This window comes from Bartonella sp. WD12.1, from assembly GCF_002022415.1.
Taxonomy (GTDB): domain Bacteria; phylum Pseudomonadota; class Alphaproteobacteria; order Rhizobiales; family Rhizobiaceae; genus Bartonella.
The window spans coordinates 1,299,261-1,317,500 of the sequence record NZ_MUBG01000001.1 but is presented as its reverse complement, the minus strand read 5'-3'; the positions used below and the strand labels follow the sequence as shown (position 1 = coordinate 1,317,500).

General features: G+C 40.4%; 11 protein-coding genes, 1 tRNA gene and 2 rRNA genes (1 of these 14 cut by a window edge). 8 read left to right on the top strand and 6 right to left on the bottom strand.

Annotated features, from left to right (window positions below; genetic code table 11):
* The 3 genes from BWD121_RS05925 to BWD121_RS05915 all read left to right on the top strand — a co-directional run.
* A 23S ribosomal RNA gene (locus BWD121_RS05925) occupies positions 1–1,742 on the top strand (it extends 1,071 nt beyond the left edge of the window).
* Between the two features lie 104 nt (positions 1,743–1,846).
* Positions 1,847–1,962 (top strand): 5S ribosomal RNA (gene rrf, locus BWD121_RS05920).
* A gap of 114 nt (positions 1,963–2,076) precedes the next feature.
* Positions 2,077–2,153: transfer RNA gene (locus BWD121_RS05915), tRNA-Met, on the top strand.
* Positions 2,154–3,218: 1,065 nt separating this feature from the next.
* Here BWD121_RS05915 and BWD121_RS05910 read toward each other — a convergent pair.
* Positions 3,219–4,154, bottom strand: a complete 936-nt coding sequence (locus tag BWD121_RS05910) for an NAD(P)H-dependent glycerol-3-phosphate dehydrogenase (protein ID WP_078663752.1) — start codon at positions 4,152–4,154, stop codon at positions 3,219–3,221.
* A gap of 805 nt (positions 4,155–4,959) precedes the next feature.
* Here BWD121_RS05910 and hisS point away from each other — a divergent pair.
* Positions 4,960–6,444 carry a histidine--tRNA ligase gene (gene hisS / locus BWD121_RS05905; protein WP_078663751.1) on the top strand — a complete coding sequence of 495 codons (1,485 nt, stop codon included), beginning with the start codon at positions 4,960–4,962 and terminating at the stop codon, positions 6,442–6,444.
* Between the two features lie 141 nt (positions 6,445–6,585).
* Here the strand turns inward: hisS and BWD121_RS05900 are convergent, their stop codons facing one another.
* Positions 6,586–7,110 carry a peroxiredoxin gene (locus BWD121_RS05900; protein WP_078663750.1) on the bottom strand — a complete coding sequence of 175 codons (525 nt, stop codon included), beginning with the start codon at positions 7,108–7,110 and terminating at the stop codon, positions 6,586–6,588.
* Between the two features lie 298 nt (positions 7,111–7,408).
* Between BWD121_RS05900 and BWD121_RS05895 the strand changes: the two genes are divergently transcribed.
* Positions 7,409–9,037 (top strand): alpha-D-glucose phosphate-specific phosphoglucomutase, encoded by a 1,629-nt coding sequence (locus BWD121_RS05895; RefSeq protein ID WP_078663749.1) that lies wholly within the window; start codon positions 7,409–7,411, stop codon positions 9,035–9,037.
* 58 nt (positions 9,038–9,095) lie between these two features.
* Here the strand turns inward: BWD121_RS05895 and fumC are convergent, their stop codons facing one another.
* Positions 9,096–10,484, bottom strand: coding sequence for a class II fumarate hydratase (fumC, locus tag BWD121_RS05890; RefSeq protein WP_078663748.1), 1,389 nt, complete (start codon positions 10,482–10,484; stop codon positions 9,096–9,098).
* A 226-nt stretch (positions 10,485–10,710) separates the two neighbouring features.
* Between fumC and groES the strand changes: the two genes are divergently transcribed.
* The gene (gene groES, locus BWD121_RS05885; protein WP_010702864.1) at positions 10,711–11,007 is read left to right on the top strand and encodes a co-chaperone GroES; all 297 of its coding nucleotides are present in this window, start codon (positions 10,711–10,713) and stop codon (positions 11,005–11,007) included.
* Between the two features lie 47 nt (positions 11,008–11,054).
* Positions 11,055–12,698 carry a chaperonin GroEL gene (gene groL, locus BWD121_RS05880; protein WP_078663747.1) on the top strand — a complete coding sequence of 548 codons (1,644 nt, stop codon included), beginning with the start codon at positions 11,055–11,057 and terminating at the stop codon, positions 12,696–12,698.
* A 266-nt stretch (positions 12,699–12,964) separates the two neighbouring features.
* Here the strand turns inward: groL and BWD121_RS05875 are convergent, their stop codons facing one another.
* The 3 genes from BWD121_RS05875 to murJ form a co-directional block, all read right to left on the bottom strand.
* A complete protein-coding gene (locus BWD121_RS05875) occupies positions 12,965–13,555 on the bottom strand; it encodes a NifU family protein (protein WP_078663746.1) in 591 nt (196 codons plus the stop codon).
* Between the two features lie 267 nt (positions 13,556–13,822).
* Positions 13,823–14,890, bottom strand: a complete 1,068-nt coding sequence (trpS, locus tag BWD121_RS05870) for a tryptophan--tRNA ligase (RefSeq protein ID WP_078663745.1) — start codon at positions 14,888–14,890, stop codon at positions 13,823–13,825.
* A 78-nt stretch (positions 14,891–14,968) separates the two neighbouring features.
* Positions 14,969–16,531, bottom strand: coding sequence for a murein biosynthesis integral membrane protein MurJ (murJ, locus tag BWD121_RS05865; protein WP_078663744.1), 1,563 nt, complete (start codon positions 16,529–16,531; stop codon positions 14,969–14,971).
* A gap of 1,149 nt (positions 16,532–17,680) precedes the next feature.
* Between murJ and BWD121_RS05860 the strand changes: the two genes are divergently transcribed.
* Positions 17,681–18,043, top strand: a complete 363-nt coding sequence (locus BWD121_RS05860) for a helix-turn-helix transcriptional regulator (RefSeq protein WP_197684878.1) — start codon at positions 17,681–17,683, stop codon at positions 18,041–18,043.
* Positions 18,044–18,240: the final 197 nt, after the last annotated feature.

Below are 18,240 nucleotides of genomic sequence, written 5' to 3'. Positions count from 1 at the left end.
AGTGGGAAAGGATGTGAGGATCCCAAAACAACCAGGATGTTGGCTTAGAAGCAGCCATCATTTAAAGAAAGCGTAACAGCTCACTGGTCTAAATAAGGGTCTTTGCGCCGAAAATGTAACGGGGCTCAAGCCATACACCGAAGCTGTGGATTTACTCTTATGAGTAAGTGGTAGCGGAGCGTTCCGTAAGCCTGTGAAGGGAGACTCGTGAGAGCTCCTGGAGGTATCGGAAGTGAGAATGCTGACATGAGTAACGATAAAGGGAGTGAGAGACTCCCTCGCCGAAAGTCCAAGGGTTCCTGCTTAAAGTTAATCTGAGCAGGGTGAGTCGGCCCCTAAGGCGAGGCCGAAAGGCGTAGTCGATGGGAACCACGTTAATATTCGTGGACCTGTGGGAAGTGACGGATTGCGTATATTGTAAGGTCTTATTGGATTGATCTTGCAGTGAAGTAGTCCCAGGAAATAGCTCCCACGTATAGACCGTACCCGAAACCGACACAGGTGGACAGGTAGAGAATACCAAGGCGCTTGAGAGAACTACGTTGAAGGAACTCGGCAAATTGCACGCGTAACTTCGGAAGAAGCGTGACCCTTTTTCGGGCAACCGTTAAAGGGTGGCACAGACCAGGGGGTAGCGACTGTTTACCAAAAACACAGGGCTCTGCGAAGTCGCAAGACGATGTATAGGGTCTGACGCCTGCCCGGTGCTGGAAGGTTAAGAGGAGATGTGCAAGCATCGAATTGAAGCCCCAGTAAACGGCGGCCGTAACTATAACGGTCCTAAGGTAGCGAAATTCCTTGTCGGGTAAGTTCCGACCTGCACGAATGGCGTAACGACTTCCCCGCTGTCTCCAACGTAGACTCAGTGAAATTGAATTCCCCGTGAAGATGCGGGGTTCCTGCGGTTAGACGGAAAGACCCCGTGCACCTTTACTATAGCTTTACACTGGCATTTGTGTCTATCTGTGTAGGATAGGTGGTAGACTTTGAAGCAGGGGCGTCAGCTCTTGTGGAGTCATCCTTGAAATACCACCCTTATGGATATGGATGTCTAACTGCAGTCCGTTATCCGGATTCAAGACAGTGTATGGTGGGTAGTTTGACTGGGGCGGTCGCCTCCTAAAGAGTAACGGAGGCGCGCGAAGGTAGGCTCAGAACGGTCGGAAATCGTTCGTTGAGTGCAATGGCATAAGCCTGCCTGACTGTGAGACTGACAAGTCGAACAGAGTCGAAAGACGGTCATAGTGATCCGGTGGTCCCGTGTGGAAGGGCCATCGCTCAACGGATAAAAGGTACGCCGGGGATAACAGGCTGATGACCCCCAAGAGTTCATATCGACGGGGTTGTTTGGCACCTCGATGTCGACTCATCGCATCCTGGGGCTGGAGCAGGTCCCAAGGGTATGGCTGTTCGCCATTTAAAGCGGTACGTGAGTTGGGTTCAGAACGTCGTGAGACAGTTCGGTCCCTATCTGCCGTGGGTGTAGGAATATTGACAGGATCTGTCCCTAGTACGAGAGGACCGGGATGGACGTATCTCTGGTGGACCTGTTGTGGCGCCAGCCGCATAGCAGGGTAGCTATATACGGACGGGATAACCGCTGAAAGCATCTAAGCGGGAAACCCACCTGAAAACGAGTATTCCCTGAGAACCGTGGAAGATCACCACGTTGATAGGTCAGGTGTGGAAGTGTGGTAACATATGAAGCTTACTGATACTAATCGTTCGATAGGCTTGATCGTTCCCATTCCCTATATTCATTCCCTATTTTTGTTTATTGTATTTTCAATAAACAAAAAACTAAGCAAAAAAACCAGTTCTCGTTCCTTTATATGTTCTTAGCTGACTTGGTGGTTATGGCGGAATGCCTGCACCCGATCCCCATCCCGAACTCGGCCGTGAAACGTTCCAGCGCTGATGGTACTGTGTCTTAAGGCACGGGAGAGTAAGTCACTGCCAGGTCTGTTAAAAACATACAAGGGTCTTCTCAAACAAGTCTTCAATAGAGGTCAGCAGTCAAGTGATTTTGTTACAAAAAATATCATCGTCACAATAACTGTGGGATCTCTGCAATGGCGCGGGGTGGAGCAGCCCGGTAGCTCGTCAGGCTCATAACCTGAAGGCCGCAGGTTCAAATCCTGCCCCCGCAACCAACAAAAATCCTAACAATATCTGTACTCTCTTCTCAAAAAAACATCACTGTGGGAAATCAATAATTGCTTCTTATTGCTTTCGTTCATCTTTTTTTATATCTGCTGTAAAATTCTTATCTGACCGTTTCTCTGCAACTCTCTTCTCGTCTTCATAATACAAATACATAGTTCTTATATATTTGCGTGGCCGCTTATATGTTTGTTGCCTCTTCAAAGAGGGGCGAGAGGTTATTTCTTCTGCACTCCTTTTTATCTACTACAAACGGGTAAATGGGTGTATCTGTTTTGTTTAAATGGTAGGGTGCATAAATGATAGGGATACAAAGCATTTGTTCTTTTTTTTATGAGATATAGCGCTGTAAAAGGTGTCGTTGCAGTGCTCAATAATCTTGTTTGGGTTCAAGGTTAGAAAGGTCACTCTTGGCTTTTTATAAAAAAGAATGATTATGGTGTTTCTTGTGAATGTTGATATAGGTATCAAGCTTTAAACTTGCGGTGTTTCTTCAGCTTTTTAAAAGTGTCATATACTTTGCAAAGGTCGTGTTTGTATTTAAGTTTTTGTCATTTTAGCCATCGTGCGTATTTCATCAAGGCAATAAAAGCACTGATAAAAAAGGGAAAAGGCTTTCTTGTCAGATCTTATTTGCTTCTTTCATCTGGAAAAAAAGTAGGGCTACGCTATTGCATAATAATGCTACAAACACTCTAAATCCGCTAAGCAATAATCTATCAAACTAAAAAGTAGATTAAAAATCACCTCTGTTCCTAAGCATAAAAGGGTATAATTGGTATGTGAATATTCTTTAATATTCTTTGTTAGAGGTTGAGAATACGCTTAAATAATTTTTTCATATGTGGTGAATTTTTGTAATAAACTTAAGTACAGAAAAAATATTTTATATATTACCAACAAGACTAAAGCCTAACGGCATTAGATAGCCTTATCGGTGCTATTATTACAACTGTATGTGGATTGTTATGGTGCCAAAAACTGTAAACATTGCTGCCTACTTTTAAAGCTTTGCTTAGATTAAATAAAATTTCTTTATTGAAATTTTTTTAAAGTTATTTTTTCATCAAAGTGCTCATACTTTCTAAAGGGTTTTTACCTTGAATGATTTTTTGAACTTCTATAGCGATAGGTGCGTGAATTCCTTCTCTTTGAGCAATTTGAGTAATTGCGTTAGAAGTTTTAATGCCTTCGGCTACTTCGCCTAGCTCGCTTAAAATATTCTGCAAAGGTTTGTTTTGCGCTAATCCTAACCCAACACGATAATTTCTGGAAAGAAGGGAATTTGCTGTTAAGAACAGATCACCTGCACCAGACAGCCCTAAGAAAGTTTGCATTTTTGCACCAAAATGTTCTGCAAATTGATACATTTCTACAAGTCCACGCGATAGGAGAGATGCTTTAGCATTCTGACCTAATTGCAGTCCGTCACAAATTCCAGCCGCTATAGCAATGACATTTTTATATGCACTTGCCACTTCTCCACCAATGATGTCATTTTCAATATAGGGTTTGATAAAGTCAGGCATTCTGTTTGCAAATTCTTGAGCAAGGGTGGAATTATGCGAATGAATAGTTAAGGCACATGGGAGAGCGAGAATGATTTCTTTAGCAAAGCTTGGACCTGCTAAAAAACAAAGATTTTCTGGAGCAATAAAATCTTTGGCAATTTGGCTGACAAATGCTCCACTATCTTCTTCAATTCCCTTGCTTGTGATGAGTATTTTTGAATCTTTTTTCAAACATGTGTAAGCAAACCATTCTCTTAAAGCTTGCACACTAATAGCAATGACAAAAAGTGTAGAATTTAAACTCTCGTCTAAGGAACATTGTGAAATGATTGAATGAGAATTGTGACTCAATATTTTGTTTAAAGGTTCTAGTGCAGAGGTGATGTCACGTCTTGAAACAATGCAGACTTCATTTTTATGTGCAAAAGCAAATGCAAGAGCTCTTCCCCAAATTCCACCGCCAAAAATTGTTATTTTCATTTTATTCCTTAAGTATTTTAAAGATGATACTTCATCTCATACATTGCCAAACGCGTCTTTTAAGATAGGGAGAATATGTGTTTTCTTAGTTAAGAAAAGAACGATTTTATACGATGAATAGCGTTTTTTAATAGCTGTCAATGTTGATTACAAAGAGTTTGGCACTATTTGTCTTTTCGAGAGCAGGCAGATTTTATTTTATTGTGCATTGTTTTTACCGAATTTTTATCACTTTAAAACACTTTTAATTTGATTAAAATGCATCTGCTCTTTGCGTATTGATGTAGAAAAAAATTTCTTAAAACGGTAGTAAGGCACTGTTAAACATCTATCGTTTGCAGTTTTGCCACAAATCTAGAAAGTCTTTGATGAAAATGAAATCGATTTGATAGTGCCTAGTTATTGAGAAAAGCAATATGATGGCAAAGTGATGGCAGCATGATTGGCAGGTAATATGAAAAGGGGTGATGTGGTATCCGCTACAAGGCAGTATAAAGTTACTGCAACGTTTATTTTAATACAGTAGATATCTTATCCCGCGAACATGGGTTATGCGTGAACATAAAGAAACAACAAATGTAGAGACAATGCAGCTAAACCTTGGCATATATTGGGTAATGCTTTGGTGTGCGGACAGAAGCTGATGATAATGGGGGCATATTCTTTTGTGAGGTTAAAATCAGATCGTTGTCTATAACCACAGGTTATATAAAGTCTTGCAGCGTTCATTTCGATAAGCTAGACATGATCGTTCGTGAAAACACAGAGTTATGCGTAAACATACATTGCTGAATAGAGAAACATCATGTCTACGAAACAAAAAAAAACTAAAGCACGTTTACCACGGGGATTGACTGATCATACAGGTATAAAATTACAGGCGCTTGAAACAATGATGGCTCAGATACGTGAAGTTTATGAACTTTACGGTTTTGAAGCACTTGAAACACCGATTTTTGAGTATACAGATGCACTTGGAAAGTCTTTGCCTGATGTAGATCGCCCGAATGCAGGTGTTTTTTCTTTACAAGATGATGATGAACAGTGGATGTCTTTGCGCTATGATCTCACAGCGCCTCTTGCTCGCTATGTTGCTGAGAATTTTGAAGTTTTGCCAAAACCTTATCGTAGTTACCGTTTTGGACCTGTTTTCCGTAATGACAAGCCAGGGCCATGGCGTTTTCGTCAATTTATGCAGTTGGATGCTGATATTGTAGGGGCACCAACAGTGATAGCTGATGCAGAAGTCTGCATGATGGCAGTAGATAGTTTAGAAAAATTAGTTGGACGCCATAATTGTGTTATCCATCTGAGTAATCGGAAAATTTTGGATGGCGTTTTAGAAAATCTTGGTTTGGGTGGAGATGAACAGGCTAACAAGCGCTTAATTGTTTTTAGAGCAATTGATAAACTTGATCGACTTGGTCTTGAAGGTGTACGTTTGCTTTTAGGGGAGGGCCGTTTGGATGAAAGCGGTGATTTTACGAAAGGAGTGGGACTGACTAATGACCAGATTGAGTACATTCTTAGCTTGCTGTGTGCAAGGGGCGAAACTACGAGGGGAAAGATTAATCATCTCAAAGCAATTGTTGGCCGTAATGCTTGTGGGCTTGAAGGGATTCGCGAACTTGAAGAAATGCTGGAAATTTTTGCCACCAATGGTTATGAGTCATACATAAAGCTTGATCCATCAGTTGTGCGAGGGTTGGATTATTATACGGGGCCTGTTTTTGAAGCTGAGTTGCTTTTTCGTAATGTTCCTGGTGTTTATGGAATGGTTTGCTGTGGATCTATTGGTGGGGGTGGGCGTTATGATGGGTTGATTGGACGTTTTCGCAATGACAATGTGCCCGCGACGGGTTTTTCACTTGGTTTGTCACGCTTAATGGCAGCTTTGCAAAGCTATGGAACATTACCTGTGAGGGAAAAAACAGGCCCGGTTGTGGTGTTGATGATGGATCAAGAGCAAGGTAGTGTTGTGCGTTATCAACAAATGGTGATGCAATTGCGCAATGCAGGCATTCGCTCTGAAGTATATTTGGGGGAGTCAGGTATTAAAGCACAAATGAAATATGCGGATCGGCGCCATGCACCTTGTGTAGTGATTCATGGGTCACAAGAACGCCAGAAAGGCGAAGTTCAGATTAAAGATTTGGTAGAAGGTGCACGTTTAGCCAGTGAAATTAAGGATAATCAAACATGGCGTGAAAGCCGCCCAGCGCAAATAACCGTTAAAGAAAATCAGTTGGTTCAAGCAGTGCAGGATATTTTGAGAGACCAAAAAAGGTAAATGTGTTTCCTTTTTAAAAGTTCCATATAGGTTTAAAAACAAAAACAGCACAAATTCCTTAAATGCAAGGTAATTTGTGCTGCCTTAATGTGCATTTTAAAAAATGTGATCTTCTTTAAAGAAGTGATCTTTGTTTAACACTTAGCCTTGAAGTGTTTTTAAGATATGTTGTGGTGATGAAACTTCGTATGGGTCTGTTGGGCAATTATCTGAATAGCCTTTTTCTTCAAACCAATGTTCAATAATTCCATCATTAATGACCGCTGCATAACGCCATGAGCGCATTCCAAAGCCGAGATTGTCTTTAGAAACCAGCATTCCCATTTTACGGGTAAATTCACCGGAACCATCAGGGATCAATTTCACGTTTTTAATGCCTTGCTTTTGACCCCAGGCGTTCATGACAAAGGAATCATTGACGGAGAGGCAGTAAATTTCATCAATGCCGACTTTTTTAAATTCATCATAAAGTTTTTCAAAATCAGGAAGCTGAAAGGTTGAACAAGTAGGCGTAAATGCTCCCGGGAGAGAAAAAAGAATAACCCGTTTCCCTTTAAAGTAAGTGTCACTATTGACATCTTGCCACCGATAAGGATTATCCCCGCCGACTGATTCATCCCGTACACGTGTGTGGAAAGTTACGTTGGGAACTTGTTTTTTGATCATAATTACGCTCCTATAAGCCTTTTGGGATTGTGTTGCAAAAACGGTTTTTGTTTTTCAACGACGAATGTTGGAAGTGTAGTAGATTGTGACAAATTTGCAAGTATTTCATGCTTGCATCAAGGTAAATGAAAAGCAGCTTAAACGGGTAGCTCCTTAAATAAAAGGAGCTGTAAAAGGGGTAGTCATTTAACTAAAAGGTGCCATGGGAAGTTTCTGTGTAAGATAAGCTATTTGATGAGATATTAATTGTAGCAGATGTTCCCTTTCAAGTTGAGAAGATAGTAGGAAGGTTATTTTCATGATTGTCAACACTGTTTTGACAACAGCTTTTCATGATCAAAAACTGGGAACATCTGGTTTACGCAAAAAGGTATCGGTTTTTCAGCAACCCCATTATGTTGAGAATTTTATTCAGTCCATTTTTGACAATGTTGGATCTCTTGAGGGAAAATTGTTCATCCTTGGTGGAGATGGGCGCTATTTAAACGATACCCTTATTCAGCTTGTATTAAAAATGGCGGCTGCAAATGGTGTGGGCTGTGTTAAGGTGGGAAGAGGAGGCATTTTATCGACACCTGCTGTGTCGCACCTTATTCGCAAATATCATGCACATGGGGGGATTATTTTATCAGCAAGCCACAATCCTGGAGGTGTGAATGGTGATTGTGGTATAAAATATAATATTTCCAATGGTGGCCCGGCACCTGACTGTTTGTGTGATGCTATTTTTGCAACATCGCAACATCTTTCTTCTTATAAAATTGTTGAAGCTCCAGACATTGATTTAGAAATAGAAGGGCAAAGTTTTATCGGTTCCATGAAGGTAGATGTTATCGACCCTGTGGCAGATTATGCTGCTCTAATGGAAAAGCTTTTTGATTTTGACTGCATTTCTCAAGCAGTGAAAAAGGGCTTAACCTTGCGATTTGATGCTATGCATGCGGTCACAGGGCCTTATGCGAAAGAAATTTTTGAAAAGCGCTTAAATTTTCCTCAAGGAACAGTGGTCAATGGTACCCCTTTACCAGATTTTGGTGGCTCTCATCCCGATCCCAATTTGGTGCATGCAAAGGATCTTTATCGTTTGCTCATGTCTGATCAAGGGCCTGATCTTGGCGCTGCTTCTGATGGTGATGGTGATCGCAATCTCATTATTGGTCGCAAACAATTTATCACGCCTTCTGATTCACTGGCTATTATGGCAGAAAATGCACACTTGATTAAAGGATATAGGCAGGGCATTTCTGGGATTGCACGCTCAATGCCAACAGGGCGTGCTGCTGACCTTGTAGCACAAGAAAAGGGGATCAATCTTTTTGAAACGCCAACAGGATGGAAATTTTTTGGTACGCTTCTAGATGCCGGAAAAGTTACCTTGTGTGGTGAGGAAAGCTTTGGAACAGGCTCACACCATGTGCGCGAAAAGGATGGTTTATGGGCCGTGTTGTTTTGGCTAAATCTTTTGGCTCTAACAGGGCAAACAGCGGCGCAAATTGTACAAAAACATTGGCACAAATATGGGCGTTTTTATTATTCACGTTATGATTATGAGAATGTTGAAGCACAAAAAGCTTATAGGATGATAGAGCATTTGCGCACGTTGTTGCCCTTAGCTGGGGCAAAAGTTGCTGGATTAACCGTTACACACTGTGATGATTTTGCTTATCATGACCCCATTGATGATAGTACCAGTGTAGAGCAAGGGGTGCGGGTGTTTTTTGAAAATGGGGCACGATTGGTCGTGCGTTTATCTGGAACAGGAACGGGGGGAGCAACTGTACGCATTTATCTGGAACAGTATGAAAGCAACCCCCGCAAATATAATCAAGATCTGCAAAAAGTACTTCAACCTTTATTTCTAGCAGCGCTTGAATTGTTAAAAATAAAAAAATATTTGGGCCGCGAACAGCCCGATATTATAACGTAAATGTCATTTATAATAACAATGCATCATGACATGAATTCATCAATAACATAAAATAACCTTATTGTGGGTGGATCATCTTTTTTGGATCAACCAGTCGGTCATAGTCAGCTTCAGCAATCCCGGCTTTTAAGGCTTCTTCCCGTAAGGTTGTGCCATTTTTGTGAGCTGTTTTAGCAATGTCAGCAGCTTTTTCATAGCCAATTTCTGGTGCAAGCGCTGTAACGAGCATGAGAGAGCGCTCAAGTAGGGACTGGATGTGATCTGTGTTAGCGCGCAGCCCTTTGATACAATTAACATCGAAAGAGTGCATAGAGTCACTAAGAAGTGAGAGAGACTGCAAAACATTATAACCGATAACAGGTTTAAAGGCATTGAGTTCGAAGTGGCCTTGGCTTGCAGCAAATGTCACACTAGTCTGATTTCCAAAGACTTGGCAGGCAACCATACTTAAAGCTTCGCATTGGGTAGGGTTAACTTTTCCTGGCATAATGGAAGAACCAGGTTCATTTTCTGGTAAGCTCAATTCGCCTAAGCCTGAGCGTGGTCCTGATCCTAAGAAACGAATATCATTTGCAATTTTGAACAAATCAGCTGCCAATGCATTTAAGCTTCCGTGGAAATTAGCAAGAGCTCCATGGTGGGCGAGAGCTTCAAATTTATTGTGAGCGGTTGTGAAAGTTACTCCTGTGAGTGGACTAATCGTTTCAGCAAATGCAACGTCAAATCCTTTTGGAGCATTAAGGCCTGTTCCAACGGCAGTTCCCCCTTGCGCAAGCATTTGGACATCAATAAGAGCCATTTCAATGCGTTGGCGGTTGGCTTCTAGCGCAGCGCGGTAGCCTGAAAATTCTTGCCCCAAAGTAAGGGGGGTGGCATCTTGTGTGTGCGTGCGCCCCAATTTTATGATGTCTGCAAATTCTTCTTCTTTTGTTTGAAGACTGGCAATAAGAGTATCAAGGATTGGAAAAAAATGTTGGCGTGTTTGCAGTGTAGTGGCAATATGAAGCGCTGTTGGAAAAGAATCGTTTGATGATTGGCTCATATTCACGTGGTCATTAGGGTGCACGGGTGCTTTACTGCCAAGTGTTCCACCCAAAAGCACGCTAGCGCGATTGGCAATCACTTCATTGACATTCATATTGCTTTGTGTGCCAGATCCTGTTTGCCAAACAGCTAAGGGGAAATGTGTATCAAATGCACCAGAAAGCACTTCATCAGCAGCAGTGACAATTGCTTGCCCTATGTCTTGCGAGAGTTTTCCTTTTTGCATATTCACAAGAGCTGCTGTCTTTTTGATAAGGCTTAAAGCATAAATCAATGAGAGAGGCTGTTTTTCTGAGCCAATGTTGAAATTATGTCGAGAACGTTCTGTTTGTGCTCCCCAATAACGGTCATGAGGAACCGAAACTGTCCCCAGACTATCGGTTTCTTGGCGTGTTTTAAGCATAATAAAATCCCTTAATATATATTCATTAGTTTAGTAAAAGATAAGCATTTCTCGATTAGAATCAAAGAGCCAATTAGAATCAATATAAAACGAATTATTTTATTTAGAATCCTTGACATTGCAGATCAATATTTTTATATAAGATTTATTCGTTAGCACTCATCGCTAGAGAGTGCTAGTAGAATTTAAGATTAATCAGTTATACTAAGTTTTAAGGGTTTAAAACATGGCTAACACACAATTCCGCCCACTTCACGATCGTGTTGTCGTTCGTCGGGTTGAATCTGAAAATAAAACCGCTGGTGGGATTATCATCCCCGATACAGCAAAAGAAAAACCTCAAGAAGGTGAGGTACTCGCTGTTGGTAATGGCGCTCTTGATAATAATGGAAAGCGCGTGCCTCTCGAAGTTAAAGCAGGAGACCGTATCTTATTTGGGAAATGGTCTGGAACCGAAGTGAAGATTAATGGTGAAGAACTCTTAATCATGAAAGAATCCGATATTATGGGGATTTTGGGTTAATCCATTCTCTCAATTTGTTTCGTTTACTATATCCAAGGAGAAATTAAATGGCTGCTAAAGAAGTCAAATTTGGCCGTGAAGCACGTGAGCGCTTAGTGCGCGGTGTTGATATCCTTGCTAATGCTGTTAAGGTAACACTCGGTCCTAAAGGCCGTAATGTGGTGATTGACAAATCATTTGGTGCACCTCGTATTACAAAAGATGGTGTGTCAGTTGCAAAAGAAATCGAACTGGAAGATAAGTTCGAAAATATGGGCGCACAGATGTTGCGTGAAGTTGCTTCAAAGACCAACGATATTGCTGGTGATGGAACAACAACAGCAACTGTTTTGGGCCAAGCTATTGTGCAAGAAGGTATAAAAGCTGTTGCTGCTGGTATGAACCCAATGGATCTAAAGCGTGGGATCGATTCTGCTGTTGCAGAAGTTGTTGAAAGTCTTTTCAAAAAAGCAAAAAAAATCCAAACTTCTGCTGAAATAGCACAAGTAGGAACGATTTCTGCTAATGGTGCTTCAGAAATTGGTAAAATCATTGCTGATGCTATGGACAAAGTTGGTAATGAAGGTGTTATCACCGTGGAAGAAGCAAAAACTGCTGAAACGGAATTAGAAGTCGTTGAAGGTATGCAGTTTGATCGCGGATATCTTTCACCTTATTTTGTCACAAATGCTGAAAAAATGGTGGCTGATCTCGACGATCCTTACATCCTTATTCATGAAAAGAAATTGTCTAATCTGCAATCCTTGCTTCCTGTTCTTGAAGCTGTTGTTCAGTCTGGTAAGCCTCTTCTCATTATTGCTGAAGATGTGGAAGGTGAAGCTTTGGCAACGCTTGTGGTTAATAAACTGCGTGGTGGTTTGAAGATTTGTGCTGTTAAAGCACCAGGCTTTGGTGACCGCCGTAAAGCGATGTTAGAAGATATTGCGATTTTGACATCAGGTCAGGTTATTTCTGAAGATGTTGGCATTAAGCTTGAAAATGTCACTTTAGATATGCTGGGCCGTGCAAAGAAAGTACATATTTCTAAGGAAAACACAACCATCGTTGATGGCTCTGGACAAAAAGCACAAATCAATGCTCGTGTAAGCCAGATTAAGGCGCAGATCGAAGAAACAACTTCTGACTATGACCGTGAAAAACTGCAAGAAAGACTTGCTAAACTTGCTGGTGGTGTTGCCGTTATTCGTGTTGGTGGTGCAACAGAAGTTGAAGTAAAAGAAAAGAAAGACCGTGTTGATGATGCCTTGAACGCAACGCGTGCAGCGGTGGAAGAAGGTATTGTTGCTGGTGGTGGAACTGCACTCTTGCGGGCTGCAAACGCAATTACTGTTAAAGGAAGCAATGCAGACCAAGAAGCTGGTATCAATATTGTTCGTCGTGCTCTACAAGCACCAGCACGTCAAATTGCTACCAATGCCGGTGAAGAAGCAGCGATTATTGTTGGCAAAGTGCTTGAAAATAGTTCAGACACTTTTGGTTACAACACTGCAACAGGTCAATTTGGTGATCTGATTTCTTTGGGAATTGTTGACCCAGTTAAAGTTGTACGTTCAGCTTTACAAAATGCTGCATCAATTGCCAGCCTTCTCATCACTACAGAAGCAATGGTTGCTGAACTTCCGAAAAAAGAAACTCCAATGCCCCCAATGGGTGGCGGCGGAATGGGTGGAATGGGCGGAATGGATTTCTAAGCGCCTTAAACCCATAGGTAAAAAGAAACGGGCCATCGGGCCCGTTTTTTTATTGTTTTAAAAGTTTATAAGTATTTTAAGCGTCATAAGCATGTGTATTATGAGGCGTTCTTATTCCTCTCCTATATTTTCGGGCTGATAAGTATAGTTTGCAGTAAATAATAGACAAATTCCCATAACGTTCAAAAAATGATTTTCAGCAAATAATTTATACGGGATATTCGTACAAGATGGCTTTTTTCTTTTTGCTTACTGGGTTTTCAAGTTTATAGCATAACATCTTGTGGCATGGCTTCAACGCCTAAAACTTCTGGAATAAAATGGCGCAAAAGATTTTCAATTCCGTGTTTAAGTGTCGCTGTTGAGGATGGACACCCAGCGCATGCACCACGCATATTTAAATAAACAATACCGTCTTCAAAACCACGAAAAGTGATATCCCCACCATCATTGGCAACAGCTGGGCGAACACGTGTTTCAAGAATCTCTTTGATTGTCATGACAATATTTGTATCTTTTTCGTCATAAAATTCTTCATGAGCCTCAGGGACTTGTGTTTGCAGAGTAGCATCATTGGTAACAGTGGGATCATTGGAGAGAAAATGCTCCATAATTGTGCCCAAGATCGCTGGCTTGAGATGTTGCCATTCCCCTTCATTTTTTGTCACGGCAATGAAATTATGTCCTAAAAGAACACTGCTGACATTGGGAATTGTAAAAAGTTTAGCAGCAAGAGGCGAATTTTGATCAGCTTCTTTGCTGTTATGAAATTCTAACACACCTTTCTCAAGGACCACACGGCCTGGTAAAAATTTGAGTGTTGCAGGGTTTGGTGTGGTTTCAGTTTGAATAAACATACATTATCCTTTTGTTGCACAAGCTTAAGGAAACAATTAACGCAAAAAAAGCTTAAGTATTGATATATATAATCATTTCAACATTTTTATCCAAAAGATCGTTTAGAAGCACGATAACCGAAATAAAAACGCCCTCTTAATTGACGATTAATGATTTAAATAAGCTCATCTCTTTTATATTATCATGAGAAAGGTAGGATATGGTAGCGATATCTTGATATTTGTTAATCAATTTGCAAATTCTATTATTCAAAGCTTATTGTTCTATCAACGATGTAAAAAGCCAACAATTTCACGAACGTGTTTCATTGTGTTTTCAGCCAATAGGCTAGCACGTTCAGCCCCATCACGCAAAACAGAATCAATATAAGCATCTTCTTGATGAAGACGGCGTAATTCTTGTGTAATTGGTGCCAATTTATGGACAACAAGGTCAGCTAGAGTAGACTTAAAGAGCGAAAATTGTTGACCTGCAAACTCTAAAAGAGCCTTCTCTTTACTGATTTGCGCAAAGGCTGCATAAATACCAAGTAAATTATCAACTTCTGGGCGCCCTTCTAGAGCAGTAAGCTCATCGGGGAGGGGAGCAGAGTCAGTTTTTGCTTTGCGTATTTTTTGAACGATAAGATCAGCATCATCAGTTAAATTAATTCGTGACAAATCTGAAGGATCTGATTTTGACATTTTCTTTGTGCCATCACGTAAAGACATAATGCGCATACCCGTATCACCAAGAAGAGCTTCTGGTATTGGGAAAAAGCCTTGTTCCTTGTTTTCTCCCTCTTGTATGGGGATACCAACATTTAAATGTGCAATTCGGTCAGCGTAATCATGATTGAATTTTTGCGCAATATCACGTGTGAGTTCAATATGCTGCTTTTGATCTTCTCCTACTGGAACATGTGTTGCACGATAGAGTAAAATGTCAGCAGCCATAAGACTTGGGTAGGCAAAAAGCCCAACGGATGCTTGTTCACGGTTTTTTCCAGCTTTATCTTTAAACTGTGTCATCCGTTGGAGCCAACCGATACGGGCAATACAGTTAAAGACCCAAGCTAATTCAGCATGTTGAAAAACACGTGATTGGTTGAACACAATATGTTTTTGTGGGTCAATACCAGCAGCTAAAAAGGCTGCTGTAACTGAACGGGTGGAGCTTTCTAAGGTGAGTGGGGCAGGGTTAACCGTTAATGCATGCATATCCACAACACAATAAAGGCATGTATGAGATGCTTGCAGTTCAACCCAGCGCTTAATTGCACCTAGATAATTACCAAGATGCAAATTGCCACTTGGTTGCACACCAGAAAAGACGAGGGATGCGCAAGTGTCCATAGGAATAAGCCTTTCTTAATGATGTTACGTGTTGCTTTTGTTGTGGTAAAGCTTCTTTTTTGAAAGTCAAATAAGATATTATAGGCGCTGTTTCAAATTTTTACGTAAAAAAGGAAAATAACTCATGCCAAGAGAAAAGCAGATGATACAATAAAACAATAGAATGGAGAAGATTAAACCTGCTAAAGTTCCTATTCGCAAAAACAGTGGCGCTTGTGAGGACAAAGGGAAAGATAAAAACCCAAGTGCATAATACAAAGCGGCAGCCATTAAGAGAATGGCAACGATCAAGCATGCAATCCATTTGATAAGTTGCATATCACATTTCCAATAACCGCGTTTGATAAGGGTGCCACAAAGCAAAAGTGTGTTAACCCATCCAGAGGTAATTTCTGCAATCACAATGCCACGTGCTGACAAAATCGGGAATAATGTAAGCGCTAAACCGATATTGATCAAAACACAAATGCCTGCAAAAATCATTGGTGTTTTTGTATCTTCATGAGCAAAAAAATTAGGAATAAAGATTTTTATTAATACAAAAGCTGGAAGCCCTAATCCATAAAGTTCAAGCAAATGTGCAACAGTGAGTGTTGATTGGCTTGTAAATTGCCCGCGTTCAAAGAAAAGGCTAACAATGGGGGTGGATATTAGGAAAAAAAAGATTGATGCCGGTAAGGTTAAAAAGAGGGTAAATGCAATAGCTTGGTTTTGCAAATAGTTTGCTTCTTTGTTATTTTTATTGCGGAAGGCTTTTGTTAATTCAGGCAAAAGAACAGTCGCAACAGCAATACCAACGACGCCTAATGGTAATTGATAAAGGCGGTCAGCATAAACCAAAGAAGAAACAGCACCCGGATGGCTGGATGCAATATTGGTATTGATCAATAAATTGATTTGCGTAATTCCCCCCGTAATGGCAGCAGGGAATGCCAGGGTTAAGAGCTGGCGAACATTGGGGCTAAGATAAGGAAGACGTAGGGAAATTTTCATCCCACTTTGACGCAGAGCAACTGCAATTAAAGTAAGTTGAAGAAGGCCAGCAACCATAACCCCCCAGGAAAGGTTTAGCCCAATCTGCCAAGCATCAAGCTGAAATATCCAAGCATAGGCGAGCACGCCGATCATCATAATATTTAAAAAGACAGGAGCAATAGCTGCAACAAAATAACGTTGTAATGCATTGAGCATTCCCCCCATCATGGCCGCTAAAGACATGCACGCTAAATAGGGAAACATGATTGCAGTAAAACGAATTGTAGCTTCAAATTTTGTTGCATCTTCTGCAAATCCTGGTGCAATTACAGTGCGCACTAAAAAAGGCATACTCACTTCTATAGCAATAGTTAAAAGTAAGAGTAGCGAGAATAGAACGCCAAAGACCTCTTCTGCAAATTTGCGTGCATTTTCTGTTCCATTTTCAGTAATTTTCTTTGAAAATAGGGGAACAAAAGCTGCATTAAAAGCGCCTTCAGCAAAAAGACGGCGAAATGTGTTTGGAAAACGAAAAGCTGCGTTGAAAGCGTCAGCAGCAGGGCCTGTACCAAAAGATGCTGCCATTAATACTTCGCGCACAAAACCAAAAAGACGACTCGCGCAAGTTCCTGAAGCAACAGTTATAAATTTTTTAATTAAGCTCATAAAGATATGTTATGTTTGGAAAACAAAATAGAGTTTGAAAAAAAGCAAAAAATCACAAGAGATCATGCAAATATTATCACTCATGTTAGTCTTAATGATATTTTATGACGGTGTTTGTCTCTTCTGTCAATAAAATGCATCAAAGTTATTTGAGTGATATTTTCTTCACTTCAGTTATAGATTTTATCATCTCCCTTCAATTGATCTATAAACATAAAAAAGACAATAAGAACAATATTGGTGCTTTTTTAAAATATCTCCACGAAAATTTTAAAATCTTATGCTGGTGTTAGCCGCATTCTTATCAGTTGCTTTTCTTCCTAAATTTTACGGTGGCATGACACGCTCTTAATACGTTCCAGCATTTCCTCTGGTTATGAGCTTACATTTTTCCAATACTTCTCCAATAAATGAGAGCTCACTTTATTCGTTTACACATCATTCAAAATGAGAGGCTTTCTGCCTCTCAATTAAGGACAGCCTCTGTAGGCTGAAAACTGTTTTTATTGCCAATTTTTTGAAATCACTTTATGAGTTAAAAAGTGTGTTGATCGTATACGCGGTAATCAAAAAGGGATTCAAAACCCCCTAAAATTCAAGTGCAAAGATTAACCCACTCTATGGTTTTCTCCACGATTCCGGGAGTTTTTGTGATGTCCAGGTGCTATGGCACTAAAAGCAAAAAAGCTGACTTGAGCTCAGTACTTTTGACTCCCGGAATACCAATGCGAGGGCGCTCGCCTGGCGGGGGGTGACCTAGAAGTGCACAAAACATGAGCGCATCATTATTCTTTACTTTATTCGTACATCATTCAAAATGAAGCGCTTTCCACCTCTCAAAATGAGAGGCTTTCTACCTCTCAATTAAAGATAACCTTTGTAGATTGAAAACTATTTTATTGCCAATTTTCTGAAATTACTTTATTAATTAAAAAGTGTATTGATCGTATACGCAGCGATCAAGAGGGATTCAAAAGTCCTTCCAAGTTTAGGCACAAAAATTAACCCATTATTATATGGGGTTCCCGGAATTCCGGGAGTTTTTGTGATGTCCAGGTGCTATGGCACTAAAAGCAAAAAAGCTGACCTAAACTCAGTACTTTTGACTCCCGGAATACCAATGCGAGGGCGCTCGCTACCCGGCGGGGGATAGAAGTGCAAAAAAATCCTCATAATGATATTTTTGTCGGCAAGAAAATCCGATATAGAAGAAGAATGTTGGGAATGTCTCAAAAAACATTAGCTCACCATTTAGGTATAAGCTTCCAACAAATCCAAAAGTACGAAAAAGGATTAAATCGTGTAGGAGCTGGACGTTTGAAAGATATTGCCGATATATTTGATGTTCCTATTTCCTTTTTTTATCCTGATACTGCAACAAAAGAAGGTATCTCGTGCCATTATGATGAAATCATATCGAGCAAAGAAGAATACTTGCTTTTAAAAAGTTTTAGAGTTCTTACATCTGTAAAACAGAAAGCAATTCTAGAATTAATTTCTGATCAGAAGTAAAACTTTTTAAATTATAGTATAGTGCTACACTTTTTCATAAGCATTCATCAGAATTTTTAAAATCTCCATGGTGATGACAATTTTATTTAGCCATGGTCATGGTGCAAAAACAATTACTGATAACTGCGCTACTGTTTAATATTAATCTGTGCTCATCTGATTGTTCATGGTTTGGATAAGCAGATATAAATTTAGGT

Coding starts and splice junctions, on each gene's coding strand:
- BWD121_RS05900 (WP_078663750.1), bottom strand. CDS start 7,110: ATGATCAAAAAACAAGTTCCCAACGTAACTTTCCACACACGTGTACGG.
- groES (WP_010702864.1), top strand. CDS start 10,711: ATGGCTAACACACAATTCCGCCCACTTCACGATCGTGTTGTCGTTCGT.
- fumC (WP_078663748.1), bottom strand. CDS start 10,484: ATGCTTAAAACACGCCAAGAAACCGATAGTCTGGGGACAGTTTCGGTT.
- BWD121_RS05910 (WP_078663752.1), bottom strand. CDS start 4,154: ATGAAAATAACAATTTTTGGCGGTGGAATTTGGGGAAGAGCTCTTGCA.
- groL (WP_078663747.1), top strand. CDS start 11,055: ATGGCTGCTAAAGAAGTCAAATTTGGCCGTGAAGCACGTGAGCGCTTA.
- BWD121_RS05895 (WP_078663749.1), top strand. CDS start 7,409: ATGATTGTCAACACTGTTTTGACAACAGCTTTTCATGATCAAAAACTG.
- BWD121_RS05875 (WP_078663746.1), bottom strand. CDS start 13,555: ATGTTTATTCAAACTGAAACCACACCAAACCCTGCAACACTCAAATTT.
- hisS (WP_078663751.1), top strand. CDS start 4,960: ATGTCTACGAAACAAAAAAAAACTAAAGCACGTTTACCACGGGGATTG.
- trpS (WP_078663745.1), bottom strand. CDS start 14,890: ATGGACACTTGCGCATCCCTCGTCTTTTCTGGTGTGCAACCAAGTGGC.
- murJ (WP_078663744.1), bottom strand. CDS start 16,531: ATGAGCTTAATTAAAAAATTTATAACTGTTGCTTCAGGAACTTGCGCG.